This window comes from Hoeflea sp. EC-HK425 (assembly GCF_902498795.1).
Lineage (GTDB): Bacteria > Pseudomonadota > Alphaproteobacteria > Rhizobiales > Rhizobiaceae > Hoeflea > Hoeflea alexandrii.
In genome coordinates this window covers 2928769-2953887 of the sequence record NZ_LR701572.1, presented here as the reverse complement: position 1 = coordinate 2953887, position 25119 = coordinate 2928769, and the positions used below count along the sequence as shown (strand labels likewise).

Genomic DNA, 25119 nt, shown 5'->3' with positions numbered 1-25119 from the left:
CTTACCATTCCGCCGAAATATACTGGGTTTCCATGAATTCCAGCATGCCCTCATGCCCGCCCTCGCGGCCGAGACCCGATTGCTTGACGCCGCCGAACGGGGCAGCGGGATCGGAAACCAGGCCGCGATTGAGGCCGACCATGCCATATTCCAGGCGTTCGCAAACCTGCATGGCGCGTTTCATGTTCTCCGAAAACACATAGGCAACCAGACCGTATTCCGTGTTGTTGGCGCGGCGGATCACGTCGTCTTCCTCCGTGAAGGACTGGATGGCTGCAACAGGTCCGAAGATTTCGTCGTTCACGCAGTCGGCCGTTTCCGGCACGTTGGAGAGCACCGTCGGCGGGTAGAAATAGCCCTTGCCGTTGGGCAATGTGCCACCGAGTTCCAACCTGGCGCCCTTTGCCACGGCATCCTCGACGAAAGCCGCCACCTTGTCGCGGGTATCAGCATTGACCAGCGGGCCGACGTCGATCCCGTCTTCCAGCCCGTCGCCCATCTTCAGGGCAGCCATGGCGGCACTAAACTTGCTGGTGAACTCCTTGCCGACCTTCTCGTGAACATAGAAGCGGTTGGCGGCGGTGCAGGCCTCGCCGAGATTGCGCATCTTGGCGAGCATCGCGCCGGTCACAGCCTTGTCGATGTCGGCATCCTCGAACACGATCAGCGGCGCATTCCCGCCCAGTTCCATCGCCGGCTTGAGCACCTGGTCGGCTGCCGAATGGAGCAGCTTGCGGCCAACTTCGGTGGAGCCGGTAAACGAAATGACGCGCACCCGCGGATCGTGCAGCATGTGGTCGACAAGCCTGCCCGATTTCTTCGAGGGCAGCACGTTGACCAGCCCCTTCGGCACGCCCGCTTCTTCCAGCAACGGCATCAGCGCCAGCATGGTCAGCGGCGTTTCCGAAGCGGGCTTGATGATCACCGGGCATCCTGCGGCCAGAGCCGGCGCGATCTTGCGGGTGCCCATTGCCGCCGGATAGTTCCACGGCGTGACCAGCACGGCGATGCCGGCTGGTTTGTGCTGAACCACGATGCGCGCGCCTGACGAGGGTGCATGGGTGATCATGCCGTCGGCGCGAACGGCTTCCTCGGCGAACCAGCGGAAGAACTCGGCCGCATAGGCTGCCTCACCCATCGCATCGGCCCGGGCCTTTCCGTTTTCAAGCGTTATCAGGTGCGCAAATTCGTCCAGCCGCGCGGTCATCAGCTCCCACGCATTGCGCAGGATCTCCGAGCGTTCGCGCGGCTTCTTGGCAGCCCATAATCCAAAGGCGGCTTGCGCTGCGTCGAGTGCCGCATCTGCGTCAGCGAGATCGGCGGAGGCAACCGACGCGATTGTTTCTTCTGTTGCGGGATTGATGACATCAAAGCGCTCGCCGCTTGCAGCGTCGCGCCATTGGCCATCGATGTAGAGATTGGTGTGTTGCATCCGGTTTGCTCCAGTCAAAGCAGGTGTCTCAGAGGGTCGCCGAGGCGGTCCACGAAGCCGGTGACGAATTCAATCGCCTGGTCCTCGTCAAGTTGGCCGGCCAGGTAGTCGAGCGAAACGGCGTAGTCTTCCCGTTCGCGGCACACGGTCAGCACCGGCGCACCGGCTGCCGAACCGGTGGCCGCGGTAATCGGCGATCCGGAAAGATCGCGCAGCACGATGGACGGAACCTGATCTCCCGCGTCGCTCAGCGGTTTGGAGAGCCCTACGCGGTCGGCATCGGCGAAACGTCCATCCATCTTGCGAACCGTCCGGGATTCCACGATGAGCGGCATGTCTCCAAGACCGGTCGCTTCACGCAACGCTGCCGCGGCAAAACGCAACCAGATCAGGCGCGGTTCGAGGCGAACATCGCCGTCTTCAGCGAGCCAGGCGATGAACTCGTCGCTGCCGCTCGCTGCAATTCGCGCTCCAATGTGCATTGGCAACGATCCCGCAGACGCGGGTGAGGGGATGGCCCCCGCCTTTTTGTCAGACGGCGCTAAGGTCTCCAGAATCCCAAGATCTGAGACATGATAGGGCTGCGGCACGCCGTTCTCGACCAGCAGATTGAGGTCGAGGCCCTTCTCAATTGCAAGGCGGCGTGCCTTTGGGGACGCCAGCACGCGCCCGCTTGAAGCAGGCGTGTTTCGGGCTTCGGTCTTCTTCGGTGCGGCCTGTGGTGCCTTGACTACCGCCTTGCCAGGCGTCTCGTCGTCAACAGGGATGTTCTTGTGGCTGCGCGCGACCGCGTTTTCTGGTTTCTCAGCGCTGATGATTGCGATCACCGATCCGACCGGTACCGCCTGCTGGGCATCGGCCAGGATTGCGGCGACGAAGCCGTCATGTCCGGCTTCCACTTCCATGACCGATTTGTCGGTTTCCACTTCTAGTAGGATATCACTTGCGGCAACAGCGTCTCCCGGCTGCTTGCGCCAGGCAACGATCAGGCCGGTGTCCTGCGCCATGCCGAGCGCTGGCATGATGATTTCCTCGCCCGAAGGCAGGGTGTCTGCCCTGGAATCCGCATGCGAGGTTGGCTCTTGATCCGATTGCGAAGTGTTTGATGGCGCGGCAGGAATTTTAGTCTTCGCCGCCTCCGCTGTTTCCGCAATCACGGCGACAACCTGGCCGACTGGCACGTGATCGCCGGCTTCCGCGCTGACGGCGGCAAGAAATCCGTCGGCCACGGCTTCCACTTCCATCACAGCCTTGTCGGTTTCGACCTCCATCAGCCCTTCGCCGGCTTTCACCACATCGCCGGGTTTTTTCAGCCAGGAGACAATCAGGCCGGTGTCCTGCGCCATCCCCAGTGCCGGCATGATGACATCATGCGGCATGGATCATCTCCCCGGCGATCATCTCCCCGGCCACAAGCTTGCGGGCATTTGCCGCCACGCCCTCCGGGGTCGGCACGGTCAGGTCTTCCAGTGCCGGGCTGAACGGAACGGGCACATCCATGGCGCCCATGCGCAGTACTGGCGCGTCGAGATGGTAGAAGGCCTTCTCGTTGAGCCGGGAGGCGATCTCCGAGGTGACCCCGTAGCTCTGGTGCCCCTCGTCGATGACGATGGCGCGCGAAGTCTTCTTCACCGATTTGATCAGTGCGGCCTCGTCGAGCGGAACGATCGTCCGCGGATCGATGACTTCTGCGCTGATGCCTTCACCCGCGAGAATCTCGGCTGCTTTTTCGGCCACCTGCACCATCGACGAGGTGGCGATCAGGGTGATGTCGGTGCCTTCGCGCTTCACATTGGCGACGCCGAACGGGATCAGATACTCCTCATCAGGAACGCCCGCCTTCTCCTGGTACATCAGCTTGTCTTCGAAGATGACGACAGGATTGTTGTCGCGGATTGCCGTCTTCATCAGCCCTTTGGCCTCATAGGCCGATGACGGCAGAGCGACCTTCAGGCCGGGAATGTGTGCGACCAGCGCATGCAGCGACTGCGAATGCTGGGCGGCCGACCGGCGAGTGGCGCCGAGATTTGTCCGCAACACCAGCGGAACGCTGAGCTTGCCGCCGGACATGTAATGGGTCTTGGCCGCCTGGTTGCAGAGCTGGTCCATGATCAGGAAAATGAAGTCTCCGAACATCAGGTCGACCACCGGACGGGAACCGGTCATGGCAGCCCCGACGGCAATGCCCATGAAGCCGGGTTCGGCAATCGGCGTATCGACAACGCGCGCTGTTCCGAATTCCTCGACCAGGCCCGACAGGACCTTGAAGGGGGTGCCGGCCTCGGCCACGTCCTCGCCGATGATGAACACGGTCTCGTCGCGGCGCATTTCCTCGGCAAGGGCCTCGTTGACGGCCTGGGAAAGGGTGATTTCACGCATGGATTTTCTCCTCAGGCCGCATAGACGTGCATGTCGACTTCCGATGCATCAGGGTATTTTGCCTTGAGCGCATATTCGACGGCGGCAGTGGCATCGGCCTTGATCTCGGCCTGCATGGCTTCGAGCTCTTCCTCGGTGGCGATGCCTTCACTGGTCAAATGGCGGGCGAACTGGGTGATCGGGTCCTTGTTTTCCCGCCAGTCCTTTTCCTCGTCCTTCGAGCGGTAGTATTCGCGGTTGATGTCGCCGACATGGTGACCGTGATAGCGGTAGGTCATCAACTCGATGAAGAACGGGCCTTCGCCCTTGCGGCAGCGCTCAACCAGCTGCTGCGTCAGCGAATTGACCGCAAGAACATCCTGGCCATCGACGGTGTGCGCCTCGATGCCGAAGGCCTCGGCCCGGCCGGTGATGGAACCGGCTGCGATCTCGGCAGTCTTGGTGTATTCGGAATAACCGTTGTTCTCGCAAGCGTAGATGATCGGCAGGTTCCAAAGTGCGGCCATGTTCATCACCTCGTACATCAGGCCCTGGGCGGTGGCGCCGTCGCCAAAGAAGCAGACGGTAACGTCATCCTTGCCCAGCAGTTTGGCGGTAAAGGCAGCCCCGGTCGCAATCCCCATCGAGCCGCCGACGATGGCATTGGCCCCCAGATTGCCGTTGGACTGGTCGGCAATGTGCATCGACCCACCCTTGCCCCGGCAATAGCCTTCTTCCTTGCCCAGCAATTCGCAGAACATCTCCTTGAAATCGGCGCCCTTGGCCACGCAGTGCCCGTGACCGCGGTGCGTCGAGGTGATCTTGTCAGTCACCTTGAGGGCTTCGCAGATTCCCACGGCAACGGCTTCTTCACCGGAATACATGTGCGTCAGTCCCGGCATCTTCGCCGACAGGTAAAGCTGGTTGGCATTGTCCTCGAAGGTCCGGATTCGAACCATCTGGCGGTACATGCGCAGAAAATCCTCGGCATTGTCCTTGGCCGAAGCCTGGGCGGCGTTTTTAGTCTTGCTGGTGCTCATTTGTCAGTTCCCAATCTCCTGCTCGGGCCCGGCCGCAACCTGTGCGAACCGGGCCTTCCAGGGAGGAGCTCAATATCGGTTGGCGATCGGCAGTTCCTCGGCGGGGAACAGCGAGATGACCTCGCAGCCCGTGTCGGTCACCACCACTTCCTCCTCGATCCGCGCAGCTGAGTAGCCGTCGCTTGCCGGACAGTAGGTTTCGAGCGCGAACACCATACCGGTCTGGATCTCCATCGGATGATCCAGAGAGACCGCACGGCTGATGATCGGGCGTTCGTGAAGCGCAAGGCCCAGCCCGTGGCCGAACTGCAGGCCAAAGGCGGCCTCCTCGCTGGGGAAGCCGAATTCCTCGGCCTTCGGCCAGACCTCGGCCACCTTGTCGGTGCTGACGCCGGGCTTGATCATCGAAATCGATGCATCGATCCACTCCCGCGCCTTGACGTAGGCATCATTCTGCGACGGCGTTGCCCGGCCGATGTTGAAGGTCCGGTAGTAGCAGGTACGGTATCCCTGGTAGGACTGCAGAATATCGAAGAACGCCTGATCACCTGGGCGGAAATAGCGGTCGGTGAAGTTGTGCGGATGCGGATTGCAGCGCTCGCCGGAGATGGCGTTGATCGCCTCCACGTCATCTGATCCCATCTCGTAGAGCATCTTGTTTGACAGCGCGACGATGTCGTTTTCCCTAATGCCGGGTTTGAGCTGCTCGTAGATCATGTGGTAGACGCCATCGACCATCGAGGCCGCCTGGGTAAGCAGCTGGATTTCGTCCCAGTTCTTGATCTCGCGCGCTGCCAGCATGATCTGCTGGCCGTCGATGACGTTGAGACCTTCCTCCTGCAACGCGTGGAACATGGCTGTTTCCGCGTAGTCGACACCGACAGGCATGTCGGCCATTCCGGCGTCCTTGATCAGCCCGGCAATTTCCTTCGCATATTTGCGCATCAGGCCGAAATCCGGCGGGATCGTGCCGCGCATGCCGACAACGCCGGCCCGGCAATGGTCCGGCTCGAGCCAGTCCGAGAACTTCTTGTGGTGCATGGCCGCCGATCCGAAGTCCCAGACGTAAGGCGAGTCGTCGCCTGTCAGCAGGCAGAAACGGCACATCTTGTCACGTTCCCACTCGCCGATCTTGGTCGCTGAAACGTAGCGGATGTTGTTGACGTCAAACAGCAGCAGCGTCCCGGCAGGGGAGTTCTGCAATGCCTGCCGGGTCCGGCTCAGGCGATAGCGCCGCAGCCGGTCATGATCGATCCTGCGTTCGAAATCGACAGATGTGTGGCCCCACGCGGGCAGCCGGTTTTCCCATTTCCACTGGGGTTCGAGATCCTGGGCTGTCAGGATGTTCGGTGTCAGTGCACGCGACATGACTTTCTCCTCCGGACCCGCCTTCACGCGCCCGTTTCATTCGTTGAAACTTGGGTTTACGCCGTTACTGGATGCACCAGCCGCCATCGATGTGGATCATCTGGCCGGTCATGTAGTCGCTGTCCCGGCTGGCGAGGAACGAGGCTGTTCCGACAATGTCGTCGGGATAGGAGACCCGCTTGATCTGCAGCTGGTCGCGAGCAATATCCTCGTAGGCCTGGCCGGCCTTCTCCTTGAAGCCGATTTCGACAAGATCCTTGTCGAGCTGCTCCCAAAGCGGCGTCACCACAACGCCCGGCGCATAGCCGTTGACGGTGATGTTATGCTCCGCGAGCGCCACGGCACCGCAATGGGTGAGCGCCAGGCAGCCATATTTCGAGGTGCAGTAGACGGTGACGTCAACCAGCGGCTTTCTCGACGCAATGGAGCCGACATTGATGATCTTGTAGGGCTCGTCCATGGGCCCCTGTTCGATCATCTGGCGGGCTGTTTCCTGCATCCCGAGCCACATCGCCTTCGTGTTGACATTCATGATCATGTCCCAGTTGTCTTCATCGATATCCATGAAGAAGCGGGGCTTGTTCAGACCGGCATTGAAGACGCCTACATTGATCGAGCCGAAGGCCTCCACCGTTGCGGCCACGGCCGCCGCGTTGTCCTCGCGCTTGGTGACATCCATCCTCACGGCAATCGCCTTGCCGTTTCCGGCAGCATTGATGCGGTCGGCGACTTTCTGGGCTTCGTCGAGATCCAGATCACCCAGGCAGACATTGGCGCCCTGCTGGGCGAAGCTCTCTGCATTCGCCGCGCCCATGCCGCGCGCTGCGCCAGTGATGAGAATGTTCTTTCCTTTGAGCCGATTGGGATCCATTTCACTCCTCCATTTTTCAAGTCTTGCGTTGCTCCCGCAGGGCTCGCTCCGCCCGTTTCTGGGCGTTTTGCAATGCGGTTTTCGGCGGAATGATTCCGCGAAGCATGTCGTGCAGTTCCTCGCCGCAGATCTGGAAGATCTCGCCGATTTCCGGGATTGGCGGCCGTGGCCAGAACTGGAGCTCATCGCGCCAGGACATCTGGTCGACGGCCTCGAAGATTGGCGATGCGCGGCGCACTTCCGGGTCTGCGCCAACCGAGTAACGCGGATTGGTCCGGCTGCCGTTTTCGACGTAGAGCTTCTGGGCGCCCGCAGAGGTGAAAACGATCAGCGCTTCTGCGGCGGCTTCTATTCTCTCAGGGGCAATGTTGCGCGGAATGCCCATCACATACCCGCCCACGGGCGCGACCGGTGTGGCCTCCGGTCCGGCCGGATGCGGCAGGAAACCGGTCTGGCCGTGTGCCGGCGATGCGGGGTCGAGCTCGAAATAGGGGGCAAGCAAGGTGTAGCCATAGGCCATGGCGACTTCGCCCGCCGCATAGGGACGGATCCGCTCGTACCAGGACATTGAAAGGATGTAGGGGGGCGAATACTTCAGCAGCTCCATGAGGTATTCCGCAGCCGCCATCCCTGCTTCCGAATCGATCATCGGACGGTAGACGTCTTGCTTGAGCCCGTCGGTGTTGAAGCCTCCGGCCTCCGGCGGAATGTCGATCACCGGTTGGCCGAAGTCTGCCATGGTCATCAGGAATGTGTGGCCAAGTGCGGTGCCGCGCGCCGCGTTCCAGGCTATTCCGTAAAACCCTCTGGCGGGATCATGCAGCGCCTTTGCCGCCTTGATGACGTCCGCCGTGGTTGCGGGTACCTCCATGCCGGCTTCGGCGAAGATGTCCTTGCGATAGAACAGCAGTTCCGGCGTGGTCTGCGCAGGTACGCCATAGGGGCGTCCGCCCCAATGCGCTGCCTTCCAGCCGGCCGTGTGGAAATCGGCCGGATCCAGGCGTGCAATGTCCATTGCCTCGTCCAGCGGCATGAGCACGTTCTTTTCGGCAAACTCGCCGATCCAGGGCAGGTCAACGGCAATGATGTCGTAGCGGCTTGTCTTGCGTTCGGCGTTCTTCAGCGCTTCCTGGTGCAGCCGGTCGATGGAGAAGGCGCGTTGGTGAATCTCAGTGCCCACGACCTGCTCGAACCGCCGTTTGAGATTGTCCATCACCATGAAGGTGGGGTCTCCGTGCACCAGCACGCGAACGCCGCCTGCAAGCCGCAACGGTTCTGCCAGCACCTGAAGGGGCGGGATCGACTGGGCTGCCATGTAGGAGCCGCCAAAGTAGTATTCCTGGCCAGCAGAACCATCGGCTGATCGCATCAGGCGGGTTTCGGCAAGACGCTGCAAGCGCCCGGACAATTGCATCCAGGATTCAAGCAGCTTCTCGCTTGGGTGCATGGAGAATGTCTTGCCGCTGCGGGTGCGCGGCCGCTGATCGATCAGACCGTTTTCGATCATTTCGCCAATGCGCCGGGTTGCCGTTGCATAGGGAACACCGGAAGCGCCGATCAGCGATGTCGGCGTGACCGTCTTGGCTTCGAGATGGCTGCGGATGAGATGGAGCGTCATGCGAACATAAGGATCGGGCGCGAAAACGCTCAGGGCATCGGACAGCTCGTGTTCGAAATCCTCGAGGAAAGCCACCACGTCAAGCAATTCGGTCTTCTCGAATTGCGGATCAGGCGGTCTTCGCGCTTCATCTCCTCCCCTGTTGATTGAAAGCATGGTTCCGGCTCCCGCCCTGCCGATCGCGCTGTTCGATTCGGCCGGAACGCGCCTGGCTTCGAACTGCTGCTTACCCTTTGTCATGGCTGCCTCCCGAAAGATGTTCAAATTGGTGATTTGAGGATACGCGCAAGAAAACCATTTTGGATATCAAAATATCCATATTGGACATATTTCAGACTCAATCGCGGGGCGCTTGTCGGCACCTTACGGCTGTGTTTTGCATGATCGCGGATAGAGGCCGCTTCCTGTTGCAGTGCTCACTGAGCAGAGGAAAAGCGAAACCAACGATAGTGTGAGCAGGAAATTTCGGGAGGAAACCAAATGAAAATTCGTACCATGATAACCCTGTCGACCGCGATGGCGGGTCTTGCCTTCGCAAGCTCGGCAAGTGCTGCCGAATACAGGATTGGCATTACCCAGAACAACGTTGGCGTCGACAGCTACCAGACGACCTACGATCAGTCCTTCAAGGAGGCCGTCGAGGCAAACGAAAGTGTCGAAGCGGTCGTGCTTGACGCTGGTGGCGATGTTGCCCGCCAGATCGCCCAGATCGAGGATCTGATCCAGCAGCAGGTCCAGGCGATCATCATCTGGCCGACAAATGGCGAGGCGGTCATCCCGGCAGTTCGCAAGGCCAAGAATGCGGGAATCCCGGTCATCGTGACCAATTCCAACATCGCCGAAGCCGGCTTTGACTTCGTCAAGTCGTTCTCGGGACCGGATAACATCACGCAGGGCTCCCGTTCGGCGGAGATCATGTGCGACAAGTTCAAGGAAATGGGTATCGAAACGACAGCCCAGGTGGTGCAGATTTCCGGTCAGCCCGGCTACACCACCGCCATCGAACGCCAGAAGGGCTTCGATGACCGGCTTCCTGAAGTCTGCCCGGATGTGACTGTTCTTGAAACCCAGCCGGGCGACTGGAACCGCGAAAAATCCCAGAAGGTGATGGAAGCCTTCCTCGTCAAGTATGACAAGATCGACGGCGTCTATGCCGGAGACGACAACATGGGTGTCGGCGCCCTCAATGCCGCCAAGGCCGCCGGTCGCGAGGGCATCATCTTTGTCGGTGCGACCAACTTCGCTGTCGGATACGAAGCGATGGAAAAGGGCGAGTACTGGGGATCCATCTACCAGTCCCCTGTCGACGATGCCAAGGCGGCGCTGAAAACCGCAATTGATGTGCTTGATGGAAAGGAAGTTCCGTTCCTCAACTACTTCGACACGCCGAAGATCACCCAGGACAACATGTCCAATTTCACCAAGCCGGTTTTCTGAGGCTCGTGAAATTTCTTCTCCGGACGCGGCGGGCGCCGCGTCCGGATCTTTCCTGTTGAGTTTGCCATGTGATCGGGGAGGTGAGCATGGGCCGGTTGTCTGGACGCTCCTGCATTGTCACCGGAGCCGCGCGCGGAATTGGCAGAGCCATTGGCGAGGCGCTCTTGTGCGAGGGAGCCGATGTCTGTTTTGCCGATATCGATGGTGACAAGGTCGCTGAAGTCGCGGCATCGAACCTTGCCTCCGCCGAGGCCGCCGGCGGCAAGGTAACGCACGCGTCGGTCGATGTGACTGATCGCATGCAGGTTCGTGCGCTGATCGCGCATGCCGTATCCGTCTTCGGAAAGATCGATGTCAAGTTCAACAATGCCGGCGTCAACCGGCCGATGAATTTTCTCGACGTGACGGAAGAGAACTGGAACTTCATCATGGGTGTGAACGGTCTTGGCTGCCTGATCGGCATGCAGGAGACCGCGCGCCAGATGATTGCCCAGGGCACCGGCGGCAAGATCATAAACACCGCGTCGATTGCTTCCCGCCAGGGGTTTGACAATGTCGCGCCGTATTGCGCCAGCAAATTCGCGGTTGTATCCCTGACCCAGTCGGGCGCGCGCGATCTGGCCAAGCACAACATTACCGTGACCGGCTTTGCGCCGGGTGTGGTCGCCACTGAAATGTGGGAGCAGGTCGACCAGGATCTGATGGAGATTGGCGCTGCCGAGCGTCCGGGACAGGCAATGGAGGATTTTGCCGCCGGGATACTCAAGGGCCGTGTCGCCGTGCCGCGCGACATTACCGGAACAACGACGTTCCTGGCTTCGGCTGACAGCGACTACATGACCGGCCAGGTCGTCATGATCGACGGCGGTATGGTGCTGGTCTGAGCAAGGTTTCGCAAAGGCAGCAGCGTGTTTGTCGCGCTGCGGGCACTTTCGAATGGGAGGCAGGAAACGATGGCTGGTGGTTTCAGTAGGTCGAATATTGGCGGGCTCCTCGCCAAGCAGGGCATCTTGATTGCCTTTGTCATTTTCATGATCGGCTTTACGATCGCCAATGAACGTTTCCTGGCTCCCGAAAATGTCATGGGGGTCGTTCGCTCGTCAGCAATTCTTGGTGTGATGGCGCTCGGCGTCACCTTCGTTGTGATCAGCGGCAATCTCGATCTGTCCGTCGGATCAATGATGTCGTTTTCGACGATTGTGGTGCTTGATCTTCATGACAAGATCGGGCCGGCGCTTGCCATACCCGCAATGTTTGCGATGACGCTTTGCCTGGGCGCCTTCATCGGGTTTCTTGTTGGCTATCTCAAGCTCAATTCGCTGATCGTGACGCTCGGCATGCTGTCGGCCATACACGGGCTCACGCTGACCTATTCCGGCGGCAAGAACATGGACATAGCCGACAAGGACGGCACCTGGTTCGCAGTCTTTGGGCAGAGCAGTGCATTGGGCATCCCGGTGCCGATTCTGATCTTCGCGCTTTTGGCGGCGGTGCTCGGCATGGTGCTTGGAAAGACGCCGTTCGGGCGAAAGGTCTACGCCGTCGGCGGCAACGGAGTGGCCGCGACATTCTCCGGGATTCGCAGGGCGAGGGTGGTGTTCACCTGTTACCTGCTTTCCGCCTTCTGCGTGGCCACGGCCGGGCTTATCCAGGCCAGCCGGAGCCTGGGAAGCCAGAACACCGTGGGGCAGGGGCTGGAACTCGAGGTTCTCGCAGCTGTCATCCTCGGAGGCGCATCGCTGCTCGGTGGCTCCGGTACGATCTTCAAGACAATCGTCGGCGTGTTGATCCTGGGCTTCATCCAGAACGGTCTGCTGCTCGTTGGCCTGCAGTTCTACGCGCAATTTGTGGTGACCTGGGTGATCATTATTCTGGCGGTCTGGCTCGACATCGCGGCCAAGCGCGGCCGCTTGTTGTCCCCCATCGCGTGAGGGCGGTTTGATGAACAATGAAAGCCGGACGAGACTGATCAAGAAAGGCGCCATCTGGGGCTTCATCCTGTTCGAACTCGTGTTCTTTTCGGTCGCCGGGAGTTATCTCTCGCTGTCGGAAAGCGCCTTCATGGATCTCGACAACATGTTGCTGTTGCTCAAGCAGTCGGCCCCCATCGGGATTATCGCGCTGGGCATGACGATCATCATGATCAACGGCAACATCGACTTGAGCGTCGGAGCAACCTATGCGCTGGCGGCAATCGTGATGCTCGACAGCATGACCTGGCCGGTCTTCTCCGCTTTTGGCGACTGGGTGATCCCGGTCTCGTGGATCCTGGCGCTTCTGACCGGTGTGGTGCTTGGCGCGGTCAATGGCCTCATAGTCTGGAAGACCGGAGTCGATGCGTTCATTGTCACGCTGGGGGCGATGCTGGGCTACCGTGGGCTGGTCTTCATGTACAATGGCGAAGAGCCGACGTCCCACCTCAACTGGACGCTTGTCGATTTCGCCGAGGCGCAGTTTCTGGGCCTGCACACGGCAACCTGGTTCCTGCTCGCAGTTGTCGGCGGATTGTGGTTCCTGATGAACCGCACGGTTCATGGCCGCAATGCCTATGCCATTGGCGACAATCGCGAGGCAGCGGTCAACGCGGGCATTCGCGTCGGACCCCACATGATGATCAACTTCATGCTGATCGGCTTCCTGGCGGCACTCTCTGCCGTGGTTTTCTATTCCGAAAGCGGCTCGGTCAATCCCAATGATGGCGAGCTGTTCGAACTCTGGGCCATCACCGCCGTGGTGCTCGGCGGGACCAAGCTGACCGGCGGGGCCGGCTCGATCGTCTCGACGCTGGGCGGTGTGATTGCCATTCAGTTGCTGCGCAAGGGGCTGGGCTACATTGGCGCAGGCACAGAGACCGTCAATCTGGTCATCGGCCTGATCCTGATCGCGGTGCTGTTCCTCGATCGCCAGCTCAACATCAAGGCCAAGGGGGAGTTGAAGGTATGAGCGAGCAAGCTTCCGTATCGGTTCCCGCGCTTCGCCTTGAAGCCATCGTCAAGACCTTTCCCGGTGTCCGCGCACTCGACGGCGTCTCCTTCGATGTGATGCCCGGTGAGGTGCACGCCCTGATGGGAGAAAACGGCGCGGGTAAGTCAACACTGATGAAGGTCCTTGGCGGCATTCATCAGCCAGACAGCGGCCGCATCATTGTCAGTGAAACGCCCGTGAAGATGAGCTCGCCGCTCGAGGCCAAGCACAAGGGCATTGTCTTCATTCATCAGGAGCTCAGTCTGGCCAAGGAGCTCACGGTTGCGGAAAACATCTACCTGGGCGAATTGCCGCGCAAGCGCTTCGGCCTGGTGGACTGGCAAGCTCTTTTCGACAAGACCAACACGATCCTGCAGCGTCTCAAGGTGGGCTTCGACGCCCGGACCCGGGTCGGGGACCTGTCGATCGCCAACCAGCAGATGGTCGAAATTGCACGGGCGCTGACCCATGAAGCCAAGGCTGTGATCTTCGATGAGCCGACAGCCTCGCTTACCGATGCCGAGAAAACCGTCCTCTTCGAGGTGATCGACGATCTCAAATCCCATGGCGTCGGCATCATCTACATCTCGCACCGGATGGAAGAGATCTTCAAGATCACAGATCGGATTTCCGTTCTGCGTGATGGTCAGTACCGCGGCACGCTGGAAACCGCGGAGACCACCGAGGAAGACATCACCCAGTTGATGATCGGGCGCAAGCTTGATCTGACGCGGCACGCAAGCGACCATGAACTTGGCGAAGTGGCGCTCGAGGTGAAGGGTCTTTCCTGCGGTTCGCTCTACAAGGATATCAGTTTCAAGGTTCGCGCCGGGGAGGTGGTCGGCTTTTACGGTCTGGTCGGTGCCGGGCGCACCGAAATCGCCGAAACACTGTTTGGCCTGCGAACGCCGACCGGGGGCAGCATTGTCCTGGAAGGCCAGGAGGTGGAGATTTCCTCACCGGTGGACGCCATCAATCTCGGCATCTCTCTGGTGCCCGAAAACCGCAAGGAACAGGGTCTCGTGCTGGGCATGAATTGCCGGGACAACATGACACTGCCCCAAGTCAGTGACCTGACCGCCGGGCCTTTCGTTTCGGACGGCGCGGAGATTGCGATTTTCGACCACTATTATGACAAGCTGGAGATCAAGACCCCAAGCTGGAAGCAGCAGGCGGGCAATCTGTCTGGGGGCAACCAGCAGAAGATCGTGATCGGCAAATGGCTGTCCATGCACCCGAAGGTGCTTATCGTGGACGAGCCGACGCGCGGCATTGATGTCGGCTCCAAGTCCGAGATCCACAAACTGATCCGGGACCTTGCTTCACAGGGTTACGCTGTTGTTGTGATCTCGTCGGAAATGCCTGAAGTGCTGCAGGTTTCCGATCGCATCGTCGCCATGTACAGCGGCCGGATCATGCGTGAATTCACCTCCGAGGAAGTCACCGAGGACAGCCTGATCCAGGCCATCTCCGGTTTGGGGGACAATTCTGGCCAGGCCGCTTGAAATGCTTGAGAAGTGTGCTGGTTCAGACCCCATGCCGCACGGCTTTCTGCCTCTGAAATGTCGATGGGTCCGTCGAGGCCGGGAACCCTGACATAGCGCCGTAAAAGGTTGCTTGTCCCGGCAAGCCTTACAGGACAGGCTCCGAGAGCCCTGTGCAAAAGACCTGCATGAGCGGCCTGGTCTCAACCAGGTTCTCAGGCAGCAGCAACACACAAACAGTGTGATCGGAAACTCCGGGATGGCCTGCCTACATCCACTTCGGCACATCTATTCTGCGAAAATTGATCAGCCCGTCGAGCAGACTCCTGGGATCGGAAGCCAGCACGATCGAGTTCCGGTGCGCGGCCGGCAGGAAGGCCTGTGAAATCATGTGGTCGATGAAACCCATGAATGGCTCGTAGTAGCCGTCGACACTGAACAGCCCGGCGGGTTTTTCAAACTCGCCGAGCTGGTTCAGGGTCCAGACTTCCATGAACTCCTCGAGGGTTCCGATACCTCCCGGCAGGGCGATGAAGGCGTCGGCAAGCTCCATCATGCGGTGCTTGCGTTCCTTCATCGTCGGCAGGATTTCATGCCGGGACAGTTGTTCATGCAGGTGGCCCTTGTCGCGCAGCCGCTCGGTGATTACGCCGTGAACCATCCCGCCCTCCGCGATGGCCGCGTCTGCCAGGGCCCCCATCAGTCCCTTGTGGGTGCCGCCATATACGATCCCGATACCGGATTTTGCCAAATGGCGCCCGAGCGCATCTGCGGCCCGCAGGTAGACATCTCCCTGTCCGGTGTTCGAGCCGCAGTAAACCGCGATCGTCTTGATGGCGCGGCCAGTCATTGATCAGGCGATTTCAAACGAGATGTCATGCGCGCCCTTCCAGAGAACCGCATTGCCGAGCGTCATCAGGTTTTCCAGTCCCGAGGTCAGCGTGATGAAATGGTTGCCCGCCAGTTGTCCCATTTTCGATGAAAAATCTACGCCGCCATAGGCCAGCAGGATCTCGGTTTCGCTGATGCCGCCGGGATAGAGGATGATGTGTCCGGGCGCGGGGTGGCTGGTGTGGTTCTCGTAGCCGACGCCGAAATTCGTGTCGCCCAGTGGAATCCAGACCCCTTCGCCGGACCAGCGTACATGCACGATCTTGCCCTTGTAGGGTAGCAGCGCCTTGAAGGCGGCAGTCGTTGCGGGAGCGGCCTCTTCCTCGAGATGGCCGCCGAAGACGAAATCTCCGGCCCGGACAATAAGCTTGGTCATGCATCTGTTCCTTTCAGTGATGTGTAAATGATGGCCACCGGTCCGCCGCCATCGGGGCCCTGGTGTTCCGCGCCGCCGGAGACGAAAAGCTCGGTATGGCCGATGAGTCCTGCCAATAGCCCGCCGACAAAGCCGCGCGCGTGTCGGGTGGAGGAAATGTCGCTGTCCTCGAGCATCGTGTGCCTCTTGCCGCGGATCTGGCCAGAGCCCGAGGCTTCCGCCTTGGCAAGAACCGCGATCAGACTGGCTTGAGCCTGCTGCAGGCCAGTGCCCGGTGCGGCCTGTGCTAAAAGACGGGCGACTGCCGGGGCATCGATCGCATCCTGCATGACGTTGTGACCGATCCTCAAGGGACCGGACCACTGCCGTGACAGACCAAGCACGACGACCTCGCAGGCCATCAGCTCGATCCCGGCCGAGCAGGAGGCCCGGCTCGACCAAAGCGACATGTCGCTCCCGATCTGTGCATCGGTGAGGGTGTCGATTTCGCCAAGCGCCAGCGCCACGCCAAGTGCTGAGGCGCCGCGGGACAGCCCCATCGACTTAAGCATGTTGTCCGTCGCAACGTCGCCGCCGATGGAATTGGCCCGCTTGGATGTCAGCAGCGGACACTTGATCTGAACAAAATGGACATCATCGGGCCCTGAAATATCAGCCGCTGTCATCGCTTCCAGCACAGCGGTGCGCACCAGTTCCGCCTGCTCGCTGCGACCGATTTCGCGCGGATCGAGCGGGCGGGTGATCACGCCGGCCATCGCCAGTGCCGGGGCCTCTGTTTCGGTCTGTACTGAACCAGTCCCTCCGGTCCGGCTCAGAACGATCCAGTGCGGTGACAGTCCGCCCTCGGTGCCGCCGGACATCACCAGCGGTATCCGCGCGATCTCCGCCTCGCCGAGATATGTGGCCAGCATGGCGCGCAGGGATTGCGTGGCATAGCCGCGGGTGAAATCGTTGACGCAGCCATTGCCCTCGGTCTTGCCAAGGATCGCAATGATCTGCGCCGGGTCGAGGCTGCCGTCTGTGATCAGCGACACGATCCCGGACACGTCGTCAGGCCCGCTCATGGGCAGGCGAAAGACCTGAGCTTCACCCGGCATCAGCAGCAGCCCCGGTAGAAGCTGCCGATTGCCGCCTCGATCTTGGGCCAGGCGGCAACAAGGGGCGCCTTTTCCGGCAGGCCGTCTCGATAGGCGGCGCGCAAACTGGTTTCGAGCGCGGGAAGGTCGACCCCGAGCACGGTGCCATTGGACAAAACCTTGCGGCCTCTTGAGTAAGCCTCCACGATATGCGCCTGACCGGCACGAGCGAAGAGGTAATCCGTGGGGTTCACCGGCATCAACGCGTCCCGGTCAAGAGCCGCGAGATCGAGAAGCAGGATGTCGGCCGGCAGTTCGGCGGCAAGGACGCCGCCGGGGCCGAGACCCAGGCCCGCACGACCCGCAGCGCATGCCGCATGCAACGCGGTTTGACGGGTCAATCCGCCGTCGCTGAATCCCGCAGCATGATTGAGCAAATGAAACAGCCGCATCTCTCTGAGCGCATCGTCGTCCTCGTCAAGCGCGCAGCCGTCGAGGCCCATGGCTACCGACACCCCCGCAGACAGCATATCGGGCACCGGGGCTATGCCGGAGTACAGATGCAGGTTTGACGAAGCATTGACCGCGATCCGCGCACCCGCACCAGCGATCAAAGCCAGTTCCTCCGGCCGCGCCCAGACGCAATGGGCCAGCGTCAGCCGCGGCGACAGCAGGCCGATCTGATCGAGAAAGGATACGATTCCGTAGGGGTAGGCGCCATCCGCCCAGACCCTTTGCGGCTTTGTTTCCAGAAGGTGCATATGGATCCGCCGCCCGGTCTGTTTGGAGGCCCTGGCGATCGCCTGCAGCAGTTCCCCGGAGCACCATTGCACGCCGGTCGGGCCATATTGAACATCGATATGGCCGGGCATGTCCGAAACCGCATCGGCAACGGCATCGACGAGCGCCATCTGCTCGCTGACCGGGGGCAGCGGCCGGAGCCAGGTTTGCCTGACGAGATCGCGCTCGGACAGGTCCAGCCGGTTAAGGATCTCGGCATCATCACCATAGATCAGCGGATTGCGGTCGCGCATGGCAATGGCAAAGCCGATCGAAACGCCGACATCATGCGCGGCCCGGGCGATTTCACGGGCTTCTTCGGTCAGCGGTGTCAGCCCGATCGCGCGCGTCAGGTGCACCATGATCGAGGTCACGCCACCGCGCAGCGAGCGGGCAAAAGATGCGGCCGCGGCCGTGTAGGGATCGACGGATGGCATGACGGCAAGCTGGGGCAGCCATGTTTCCAGAGGTTTGTTGCCGCAGCCGAATGACGTGGTCGATAGCGGTCGAGCGTGATTGTGCGCATCCGCAAGCGCGGGTATGGCCAGCAGGCGCGGCGCTTGCGTTGTCATGGCGGCAGGGCGGATCGCTTTGATCAGCCCGCCTGAAACGAGGATTTCGCAGGGACCGGTGAGCGAATAATCCGCGCCGGCGAGTGCAGCCTCGACTGTGATGATAGTGGTATCCATGATGATCCCGGGGTCACCCCGGGGCCTTGCCCCGGGGAGTTGGGTTGAGAACGGTTATTGCGTGGCCGGCAGAAATCCATCGTTGAAAACGGCACTCGCTTCGGGCGCATTGGGCAGGTCGTAAAGTTTCTGGATGACGGCAATCGACCGCGTCAGTCTTTCCGGGTCGACTGTGCCGATGCCGTTGGCCTTGGTTTCATCGGAATAGATCAGATTGTTCAAGGCAAACTCCATCCGCTTCATTTCAAGTGCGCCATTGGAAAGCGGCTCGGTCTTGACGATGATGTCGATGCCTTCTGCGGGATTTGCGATCACGTCAGCCATGGCCTTGGCGATGGCCGAAACCAGTCCCTTCACCGCGTCTGGATGGTCGTTCAGGAGTTTTGGCGAGACCATCACGCCATTGGAATAGATATCCAGCCCGGCTTCGCCATAGGGGAACCATTTGAAGTCCTCGTCCGGGTCCATGTTCTGGCCCAGAATATTGAGGTAGCTGGTCACGTTGAAGACGAGGCTCGCATCCACCTGGTCCTGGATCAGCATCTGTTCCTGCAGGTTGGGCGCGACATTGATGATCTCGACCTTTGCCGCATCGAAACCGGCGGCTTCCGCCAATGCGGGAAACAGCTTGGTCGAGGCGGAACCGGCGGGGCCACCGACCTTGAGACCTTCAAGACCGGAAAGGCTTTCGACTTTTCCGCCCGCCTTGGTCAGAACCGCAAACGGTGGCTGGTTGTAGATCTGGTAAACCATCACCGGGGCTTCATCCGGATTGGTCGCGGCATTCTGGATGATCGCATTCATGTCGCCGAAGCCGGCGTCATAGGCACCCGACATGATGCGCGTGACGGTCGCGGCCGAGCCTTCGCCCTGGTCGATGGTGACGTCCAGACCCTCGGCGGCAAAGTAGCCCTTCTCCTTGGCCAGGTAGAACCAGCTGTGCACACCCTGGATCTTCCAGTCGAGCGTGAACTTGATCGGGATATCGGCGGCACCGGCGGATGCCGTCATCGAAATTACGGCAAAAGCCGCAGTCAGCAATCTTTTCATTTTCAGATCTCCGGTTGGTTGGCGGTGGTTTTCTCGGTCTACTGTTTGCGAAGCGCCCATCCGACCATCCGCCGTTCGACCACCGAGAAGATCGCGTAAAGCGTGATCCCCATGACCGCGAGGATCATCAGGCCTGCGAAGACGAGCGGCACGTTGAAGGAGGAAGAGGCGATAAGCATCATGTTGCCGACGCCCTTGTTGGAGGCGACGGTCTCGGCAATGACCGAGCCTACGAAGGACAGGGTGATCGCCACTTTCAGGGAGGCAAAGAAGTAGGGCATCGACCGGGGCAGGCCGACGTTCCAGAGCATCTCCCAGCGCTTTGCCTTGAGTGAGCGCATGACGTCTTCGAGTTCCGGCTCAACCGTGGCAATGCCGGTGGAGACGTTGACGACGATCGGGAAGATGCAGATGATCATCGCCGTCAGGATTGCAGGCACCGTGCCTGCGCCAAACCACAACACCAGGATCGGGACAACCGCCACCTTGGGGATCGAGGAGATCCCCACCAGCAATGGATAGGCGGTGTCATAGGCCAGTTTCGAAGAGCCGATCAGAACGCCGAGGGAAAGCCCGATCATCACTCCGAACGAGAAGCCCACAAGCGTGGTGTAGAGGGTCTGCCAGGCGTGCGGCATGATTGCGGGCGCGTACTCGAAAAAGGCCGCGAGGATCCGTGTCGGACGAGGAAGCACAAGTTCCGAAATCCCAGCCAAGAGGCAGAAGAGTTCCCAGAAAACGAACACTCCGATGATCAGGATGGTCGGCGCAAATTTACGCATCGTCGGCTTCATGTCGCGTCTACCTTCTTGACGTTCGGGGCATGGACGATGAGGCCTCGCAAGTCCTGAACCAGCGTGACAAAATCAGGATCAAAGGTCAGGTCTATCGGGCGCGGGCGGGCGAAACTCACTTGCCGGTCATCGATGATGCGGCCCGGTCGCGGGCTCATGACGCAGATACGGTTTGCCAGGTAGGCGGCCTCGCGCAGATCGTGGGTGACTAGCATCACCGTTGATTTCCGGTCGATCCAGAGGTCCTGCAGCGTCTGCCAAAGCTCTTCGCGGGTGAACTGATCCAGCGCGCCGAATGGTTCATCGAGCAGCAGGATATCGGGATCGTGAATCAGCGCACGGCACAGGTTTGCCCTTTGCATCATGCCACCCGAAAGCTGCCACGGGCTCTTGTCGGCAAAGTCCTCGAGACCAACCTGCGCAAGCAGCGCGTCTGCCCGGTCCCGGTATTCGCCGTTCTTCTTGCTGCGAAAACCGGACTTGAACGGCGGTACGATCTTGAGCGGAAGCATCACATTGTCGCGAACCGACATCCAAGGCAGCAGCGATGCGCTCTGAAACGCCATGCCCACCCGCACCGGCTTGGCACCCAATTCGCGTCCGCCAAAAAAGATGTTGCCCGTTGTCGGCCGCAACAGCTCGCTGACAAGTTTCAGGATGGTCGATTTCCCACAGCCGGAGGGCCCGACAAAGGCCAGGAAATCGCCTCGCTCGACAGTCAGGCTGGTTGGCTGCAAGGCTTCGGTCTGCTCCGGCCCCTGGCCAAACGTCACGCCGACATTCTCGAGTTCGACAAACCGGGCCATACTCATGTCACGGCACCCGCGCTGAGCAGATGAGCGAGGCTCATCTCGATGTTTTTTGGTTTTGCTTCGGGCATGGACTGGATGTCGGTAACCTGTCTGCCGTGTCCGGCCATGTCCGGCACCAGCATCCTGTCGCGCTGGACAAAACAGCCGCGCACCAGTGTGTGCACCGGCGCCCCGATCGTCTTGCGTCCCTCGAACGGCGTGATCTTGCCGCGGCTGTGAAGCCGCGCGGCCTGCACGATTTCCTCGCGCGCCATGTCGAGAACTGCGATATCGGCATGCGCGCCGACCGCCAAGCGTCCCTTCATCGGATAAAGCCCGAATGCGCGGGCCGGATTGGCTGACGAGATCCGCACATAATGCTCGAGCGTCATCCGACCGGCGACAACTTCGGTGAGCATCAGCGGCATCTGGGTCTCCACGCCGGGAAAGCCGCAATCGGCCTGCCAGATAATGTCTTTCCGCTTTTCCTCAGGCGTATGCGGCGCGTGGTCGGTCGCGATCATGTCGACCACGCCCGACTGCAAGGCGTCCCAGATGGCTTTGGAATCTTTCTCTTCCCGCACCGGTGGGTTGACCCGGATGATGCTGCCCAGCCGGTCGTAATCGCGGCTGTCGAGGAAGAGATAACAGGGGCAGGTCTCTCCGGTCACATCGACGCCGCGCGCCTTGGCCTCGGCGAGGGGACGCAGTTCTCCGGCCGACGAGATATGCAGCACGTGGATGCGTGCCCCGGTCCACTCGGCAAGGATGGCTGCGCGGGCGACCGCCTCGATCGCCACGACTTCAGGCCGGGCAGCTATGTGGTGGAGCGGCGCGCTCAGCCCCGCGGCTTCGAGTTTGGCCTGCCGCCAGGCCATGATCGACGCGGTTTCCGCATGCAGCGAGATCCGTAGGCCGGATGCTGCAATCAGCTCGAACCCTTCAAGCATTGCACCGGTGGAGGGCGAAGGCAGGTTGCCGAACGTGTTGCCCATGAAGCATTTGAACGCGTTGGCCCCGGCCTCGATCAAGCCGGGGATCTCGTCGATATTGTCCTCTGCCAGAAGTCCGTAGAGGCCAAAATCGACGCAGGCCTTGCGGGCGCATTCCTGCTTTTGTCGCAGTTCGGTGACCGAGCGCGTCGGCGGGTTGGTGTTGGGCATCTCGAAGACCGTGGTCACTCCGCCCATAGCCGCAGCCTGCGTGCCTGTGCCCCAGTCTTCCTTGTGGGTGTACCCCGGCTCGCGAAAATGCACATGCATGTCGATGCCGCCCGGGATCAGATGATGGCCGCTCACATCGACCACCTCCAGGGCATCACCCAAGGTTCCGGGGGCGCCAATGGCGGAGATCAGCTCTCCGGTGATCGCGATGTCGGCTGTTTCGCGTCCGTTTTCATGAACGACGGTGCCGCCTTTGAGAATGAGATCCGTCATGGAAGTCCCTAGAGTGCTGCCCAGCCACCGTCGACCGGCAGGTCGACCCCGGTGATCTGGCGCGATTGTTCAGAGGCAAGGAACAGTGTCGCAGCCGCGATGTCCTCGTCGGTGCTGATACGCGCCAGCGCGTAATCGCTGGCGTGCAGTTCTGCGGCCTCGTCCTCGGAGATGCCGTGTTGGGCCGCGACCTGGGGGACGACCTTGGTGCGAAAGCGCGGACCTTCGACCATGCCCGGCGCAACCAGGTTGACATTGATGTTGTCGGGTCCAAGCTCCAGCGCGAAACTCTTTGTGATGCCGCGCAGCCCCCATTTCGAGCTGGAGTAAGCCATCCGCATGGCGCGCCCGCGCAGGCCGAAGGTTCCCCCCACATTGACGATCTTGCCGCTGCGCTGGCGTTGCATCGTCGGGGCCACCGCCCGGATGAGGTTGAACGGGCCGCGCATGTTGAGGTGGATGATCTCGTCGAATTCGCGGGCTGAAGTCTCCACGCCGCTCTTCCCGATCGGGCCCGTGCCTCCGGCTACATTGACCAGGATGTCGATCCGGCCATCATATCTTTCCAGGACGTTTGCAATCGCGGCTTCGACCGCATCCGGATCGGTCACGTCACAGGAGAAGATCTCTGCCTGAACCCCCATCGCCCTGGCCTCGCCGGCAACAGGCTCGATCGCACCGGTATCACGGCCGAGCAGGGCGAGGTTCGCGCCTTCACGCGCGAACCCCAGGGAGATCGCGGCACCCATGCCCTTGGCCGGGCCGGTGACCACCACGATCTTGTCTTTGAGTTGAAGGTCCATTCGCGGATCTCAGAGCAGCTTGTAGATGCGTTCGTCGGCCGACGGCAAAAACGCGTCGGTAAAGATCTCCGACGCGGCCGGGGTACGCTCCAGGCCGTCTGCCTTGACCACCAGATCGATCGATTCCTTGAAACGGTCCGGACTCACGGCGCCCAGGCCGGTTTCTGCCAGCTCCGGATGGTTCATCTCGTCCTGGAGGGTCGCGATTAGCCGTTCTTTCTCGACCGCCTTGTTGATCAGCGGTTCGCGCCTGGCGACGGATTCGACGGCCGCGTCCAGATCGGCAAGGGTGTCCTGCACACCCTTGTTGATCGCCCAGACCATGCCCTTCACCAGCTCCGGGTTTTCAGCAACCAGCTTTTTCGACAGGATGATCCCGTTCGAATAGAGGTCCATGCCGTAATCGCCGAAATTGATGAAGCGGATGTCCTCGTCGGGGTTCATGCCCGAAAGCTTGGCCGAGAACCTGATCGTGTTGACGTATCCGAACACGCCCTCGACCTGTTCGGATTTCAGCATCTGCTCTCGAAGATTGGACTGGAAGTTGAGGATCTCGATGCCCCCGGTATCCAGTCCGGCGACATTGGCGAAGGCCGGGAAAAGCTTTAGCGCGCCGTCATTGGCGGCACCGCCGAGCTTGCGTCCCTGAAGATCAGCTGCGGTCTTGATGTCGGATTTCGAAAGCACCGCCACCGTGAACGGCGGCTTGTTGTACATCTGGTAGACACAGATCGGCGTCTCTTCGGTGGTGTTTCCGGCCAGGCGGATCAACGCGTTGACGTCGCCGAAGCCCACGTCGTAGGCGCCGCCTGCGACCTGGCCCACAGCAGCACCGGAGCCCTTGCCCTGGTCGATTGTCAGGTCGATCCCGACCTCGTCGAAATAGCCGTTGTCCTGGGCCAGGAAAAACCAGGATTGCGGTCCCTGGTAGGTCCAGTTGAGAATCATGTTCAGCTTGGTCTTGCTCTGGCCGAGGGCGGGCGAAGCCAGGCCCGTTGCAAGCCCTGCTGCGGCGAGTTGTGTGAAACGGCGTCGTGTAATGGTCATGCTGTCTCTCCAATGTCGGTCTTGGTTGCGATTGCGTTGAGAAGCGCTTGGGTCCTGGTGGTAAAGCCGTAGAGCAGCCGGATCAGGTAGAGGATGGCGTCGCTGACATGGCCGGGCGATACAGTCGTCGTGGCGTCTTCGACCAGCACCGCGTCGTAGCCCTGGAAACATCCGTCCATCAGGGTGGCAAAGACGCAGCGGTCGAGGTTCACGCCGGTGTAGAAGACCGTCGTGATGCCGAGACGGCGCAGGATCTGATCCAGCTCGTTGTCCTGGAAGCCTGACAGCCGATGCTTGAACACGGTGATGTCGGTATCGGCCTGATCGATTGCCGGAACGCTGGCCGACCCCCAGCTTCCTTCAACCAGCACATCGCCGGATCCGATCGTGTCCCCGTAGCCCGGGATCTGCCCGCACGACGATCCCTTGTCGACAACATTGGCTGGCAGGTTGGCCACATCGGCGCGTATGCCCCAGTTGAGATGGATCACCGGCGCGCCTGCACCGCGGAAGGCTGAAGACAGTGCGTTGATCCGCGGAATGATGCCGCCAAGCGGTGCGACCTCCGCGTTGCGAACCGCTGCAAACCAGCCTTCGGCCTCAAGAAAGTCGTTCTGCATGTCGACGATGATCAGGGCGGAGCGCGCCAGGTCGATCTCTATCGGCTCAGGCTCGGCGGCAAACCTGACCGGCTGTGGTTCGACAGCCGGGCGCACGAGGCTGATCCCGGACGCATCCCGCGCCCAACGATCACTGCGTCTCTGTCTGTCATTAAAACTGCGCACGCCACTCTCCTGTTCGGGCAGAGTGTTGA

Annotated in this window: 23 protein-coding genes; 5 read left to right on the top strand and 18 right to left on the bottom strand. The window is 60.8% G+C overall.

Annotation, left to right across the window (positions count from 1 at the left end; translation table 11 throughout):
• Position 1: 1 nt before the first annotated feature.
• From SPHINGO391_RS17000 to SPHINGO391_RS16970, 7 genes are all read right to left on the bottom strand, one after another.
• Positions 2-1432 carry an NAD-dependent succinate-semialdehyde dehydrogenase gene (locus SPHINGO391_RS17000; protein WP_152009946.1) on the bottom strand — a complete coding sequence of 477 codons (1431 nt, stop codon included), beginning with the start codon at positions 1430-1432 and terminating at the stop codon, positions 2-4.
• Between the two features lie 14 nt (positions 1433-1446).
• On the bottom strand, positions 1447-2811 hold the full coding sequence (locus SPHINGO391_RS16995) for a biotin/lipoyl-containing protein (protein ID WP_152009945.1): 1365 nt from the start codon (positions 2809-2811) through the stop codon (positions 1447-1449).
• Complete coding sequence (locus SPHINGO391_RS16990) at positions 2801-3811, bottom strand: alpha-ketoacid dehydrogenase subunit beta (RefSeq protein WP_152009944.1); 1011 nt, start codon at positions 3809-3811, stop codon at positions 2801-2803. Before SPHINGO391_RS16990 ends, SPHINGO391_RS16995 begins: the two co-directional genes overlap by 11 nt.
• Before the next feature lie 11 nt (positions 3812-3822).
• Positions 3823-4830, bottom strand: a complete 1008-nt coding sequence (locus SPHINGO391_RS16985; RefSeq protein ID WP_152009943.1) for a thiamine pyrophosphate-dependent dehydrogenase E1 component subunit alpha — start codon at positions 4828-4830, stop codon at positions 3823-3825.
• A 69-nt stretch (positions 4831-4899) separates the two neighbouring features.
• Positions 4900-6198, bottom strand: coding sequence for a Xaa-Pro peptidase family protein (locus SPHINGO391_RS16980; protein WP_152009942.1), 1299 nt, complete (start codon positions 6196-6198; stop codon positions 4900-4902).
• Positions 6199-6262: 64 nt separating this feature from the next.
• On the bottom strand, positions 6263-7069 hold the full coding sequence (locus SPHINGO391_RS16975; RefSeq protein WP_152009941.1) for an SDR family oxidoreductase: 807 nt from the start codon (positions 7067-7069) through the stop codon (positions 6263-6265).
• 16 nt (positions 7070-7085) lie between these two features.
• Positions 7086-8927 carry an extracellular solute-binding protein gene (locus tag SPHINGO391_RS16970; RefSeq protein WP_244615226.1) on the bottom strand — a complete coding sequence of 614 codons (1842 nt, stop codon included), beginning with the start codon at positions 8925-8927 and terminating at the stop codon, positions 7086-7088.
• Between the two features lie 240 nt (positions 8928-9167).
• Here SPHINGO391_RS16970 and SPHINGO391_RS16965 point away from each other — a divergent pair, with 240 nt between their 5' ends.
• The 5 genes from SPHINGO391_RS16965 (at position 9168) to SPHINGO391_RS16945 (ending at position 14593) form a co-directional block, all read left to right on the top strand.
• Positions 9168-10124 carry a sugar ABC transporter substrate-binding protein gene (locus SPHINGO391_RS16965; protein WP_152009939.1) on the top strand — a complete coding sequence of 319 codons (957 nt, stop codon included), beginning with the start codon at positions 9168-9170 and terminating at the stop codon, positions 10122-10124.
• Positions 10125-10210: 86 nt separating this feature from the next.
• Entirely contained in the window at positions 10211-11008 is a 798-nt protein-coding gene (locus SPHINGO391_RS16960) for an SDR family NAD(P)-dependent oxidoreductase (protein WP_152009938.1), read from the top strand.
• 69 nt (positions 11009-11077) lie between these two features.
• Positions 11078-12055 (top strand): ABC transporter permease, encoded by a 978-nt coding sequence (locus tag SPHINGO391_RS16955; RefSeq protein ID WP_152009937.1) that lies wholly within the window; start codon positions 11078-11080, stop codon positions 12053-12055.
• A 10-nt stretch (positions 12056-12065) separates the two neighbouring features.
• Complete coding sequence (locus tag SPHINGO391_RS16950) at positions 12066-13067, top strand: ABC transporter permease (RefSeq protein WP_152009936.1); 1002 nt, start codon at positions 12066-12068, stop codon at positions 13065-13067.
• On the top strand, positions 13064-14593 hold the full coding sequence (locus tag SPHINGO391_RS16945; RefSeq protein WP_152009935.1) for a sugar ABC transporter ATP-binding protein: 1530 nt from the start codon (positions 13064-13066) through the stop codon (positions 14591-14593). The genes SPHINGO391_RS16950 and SPHINGO391_RS16945 overlap by 4 nt, the downstream gene beginning before the upstream one ends.
• Positions 14594-14840: 247 nt before the next feature.
• On the opposite strand, the gene SPHINGO391_RS16940 is transcribed toward SPHINGO391_RS16945, so the two are convergent.
• Genes SPHINGO391_RS16940 through SPHINGO391_RS16890 form a run of 11 tightly spaced genes read right to left on the bottom strand, consistent with a single transcriptional unit; the run spans position 14841 to position 25090 of the window.
• Positions 14841-15422 (bottom strand): TIGR00730 family Rossman fold protein, encoded by a 582-nt coding sequence (locus SPHINGO391_RS16940; RefSeq protein ID WP_152009934.1) that lies wholly within the window; start codon positions 15420-15422, stop codon positions 14841-14843.
• Between the two features lie 3 nt (positions 15423-15425).
• On the bottom strand, positions 15426-15839 hold the full coding sequence (locus SPHINGO391_RS16935) for a DUF3830 family protein (RefSeq protein ID WP_152009933.1): 414 nt from the start codon (positions 15837-15839) through the stop codon (positions 15426-15428).
• Complete coding sequence (locus SPHINGO391_RS16930) at positions 15836-16936, bottom strand: ring-opening amidohydrolase (protein ID WP_152009932.1); 1101 nt, start codon at positions 16934-16936, stop codon at positions 15836-15838. The genes SPHINGO391_RS16935 and SPHINGO391_RS16930 overlap by 4 nt, the downstream gene beginning before the upstream one ends.
• A complete protein-coding gene (locus SPHINGO391_RS16925) occupies positions 16936-18384 on the bottom strand; it encodes an amidohydrolase family protein (protein WP_152009931.1) in 1449 nt (482 codons plus the stop codon). Before SPHINGO391_RS16925 ends, SPHINGO391_RS16930 begins: the two co-directional genes overlap by 1 nt.
• A 54-nt stretch (positions 18385-18438) precedes the next feature.
• The gene (locus SPHINGO391_RS16920) at positions 18439-19434 is read right to left on the bottom strand and encodes an ABC transporter substrate-binding protein (protein ID WP_152009930.1); all 996 of its coding nucleotides are present in this window, start codon (positions 19432-19434) and stop codon (positions 18439-18441) included.
• A gap of 38 nt (positions 19435-19472) precedes the next feature.
• Complete coding sequence (locus SPHINGO391_RS16915) at positions 19473-20216, bottom strand: ABC transporter permease (protein ID WP_152009929.1); 744 nt, start codon at positions 20214-20216, stop codon at positions 19473-19475.
• A gap of 8 nt (positions 20217-20224) precedes the next feature.
• Positions 20225-21040, bottom strand: coding sequence for an ABC transporter ATP-binding protein (locus SPHINGO391_RS16910; RefSeq protein WP_152009928.1), 816 nt, complete (start codon positions 21038-21040; stop codon positions 20225-20227).
• Positions 21037-22455 (bottom strand): allantoinase AllB, encoded by a 1419-nt coding sequence (gene allB, locus SPHINGO391_RS16905; protein ID WP_152009927.1) that lies wholly within the window; start codon positions 22453-22455, stop codon positions 21037-21039. The genes SPHINGO391_RS16910 and allB overlap by 4 nt, the downstream gene beginning before the upstream one ends.
• A gap of 8 nt (positions 22456-22463) precedes the next feature.
• Positions 22464-23258, bottom strand: coding sequence for an SDR family oxidoreductase (locus SPHINGO391_RS16900; RefSeq protein ID WP_152009926.1), 795 nt, complete (start codon positions 23256-23258; stop codon positions 22464-22466).
• A 9-nt stretch (positions 23259-23267) separates the two neighbouring features.
• Positions 23268-24305 carry an ABC transporter substrate-binding protein gene (locus tag SPHINGO391_RS16895; protein ID WP_152009925.1) on the bottom strand — a complete coding sequence of 346 codons (1038 nt, stop codon included), beginning with the start codon at positions 24303-24305 and terminating at the stop codon, positions 23268-23270.
• Positions 24302-25090, bottom strand: a complete 789-nt coding sequence (locus SPHINGO391_RS16890; protein WP_152009924.1) for an isochorismatase family cysteine hydrolase — start codon at positions 25088-25090, stop codon at positions 24302-24304. The genes SPHINGO391_RS16895 and SPHINGO391_RS16890 overlap by 4 nt, the downstream gene beginning before the upstream one ends.
• Positions 25091-25119 lie beyond the last annotated feature (29 nt).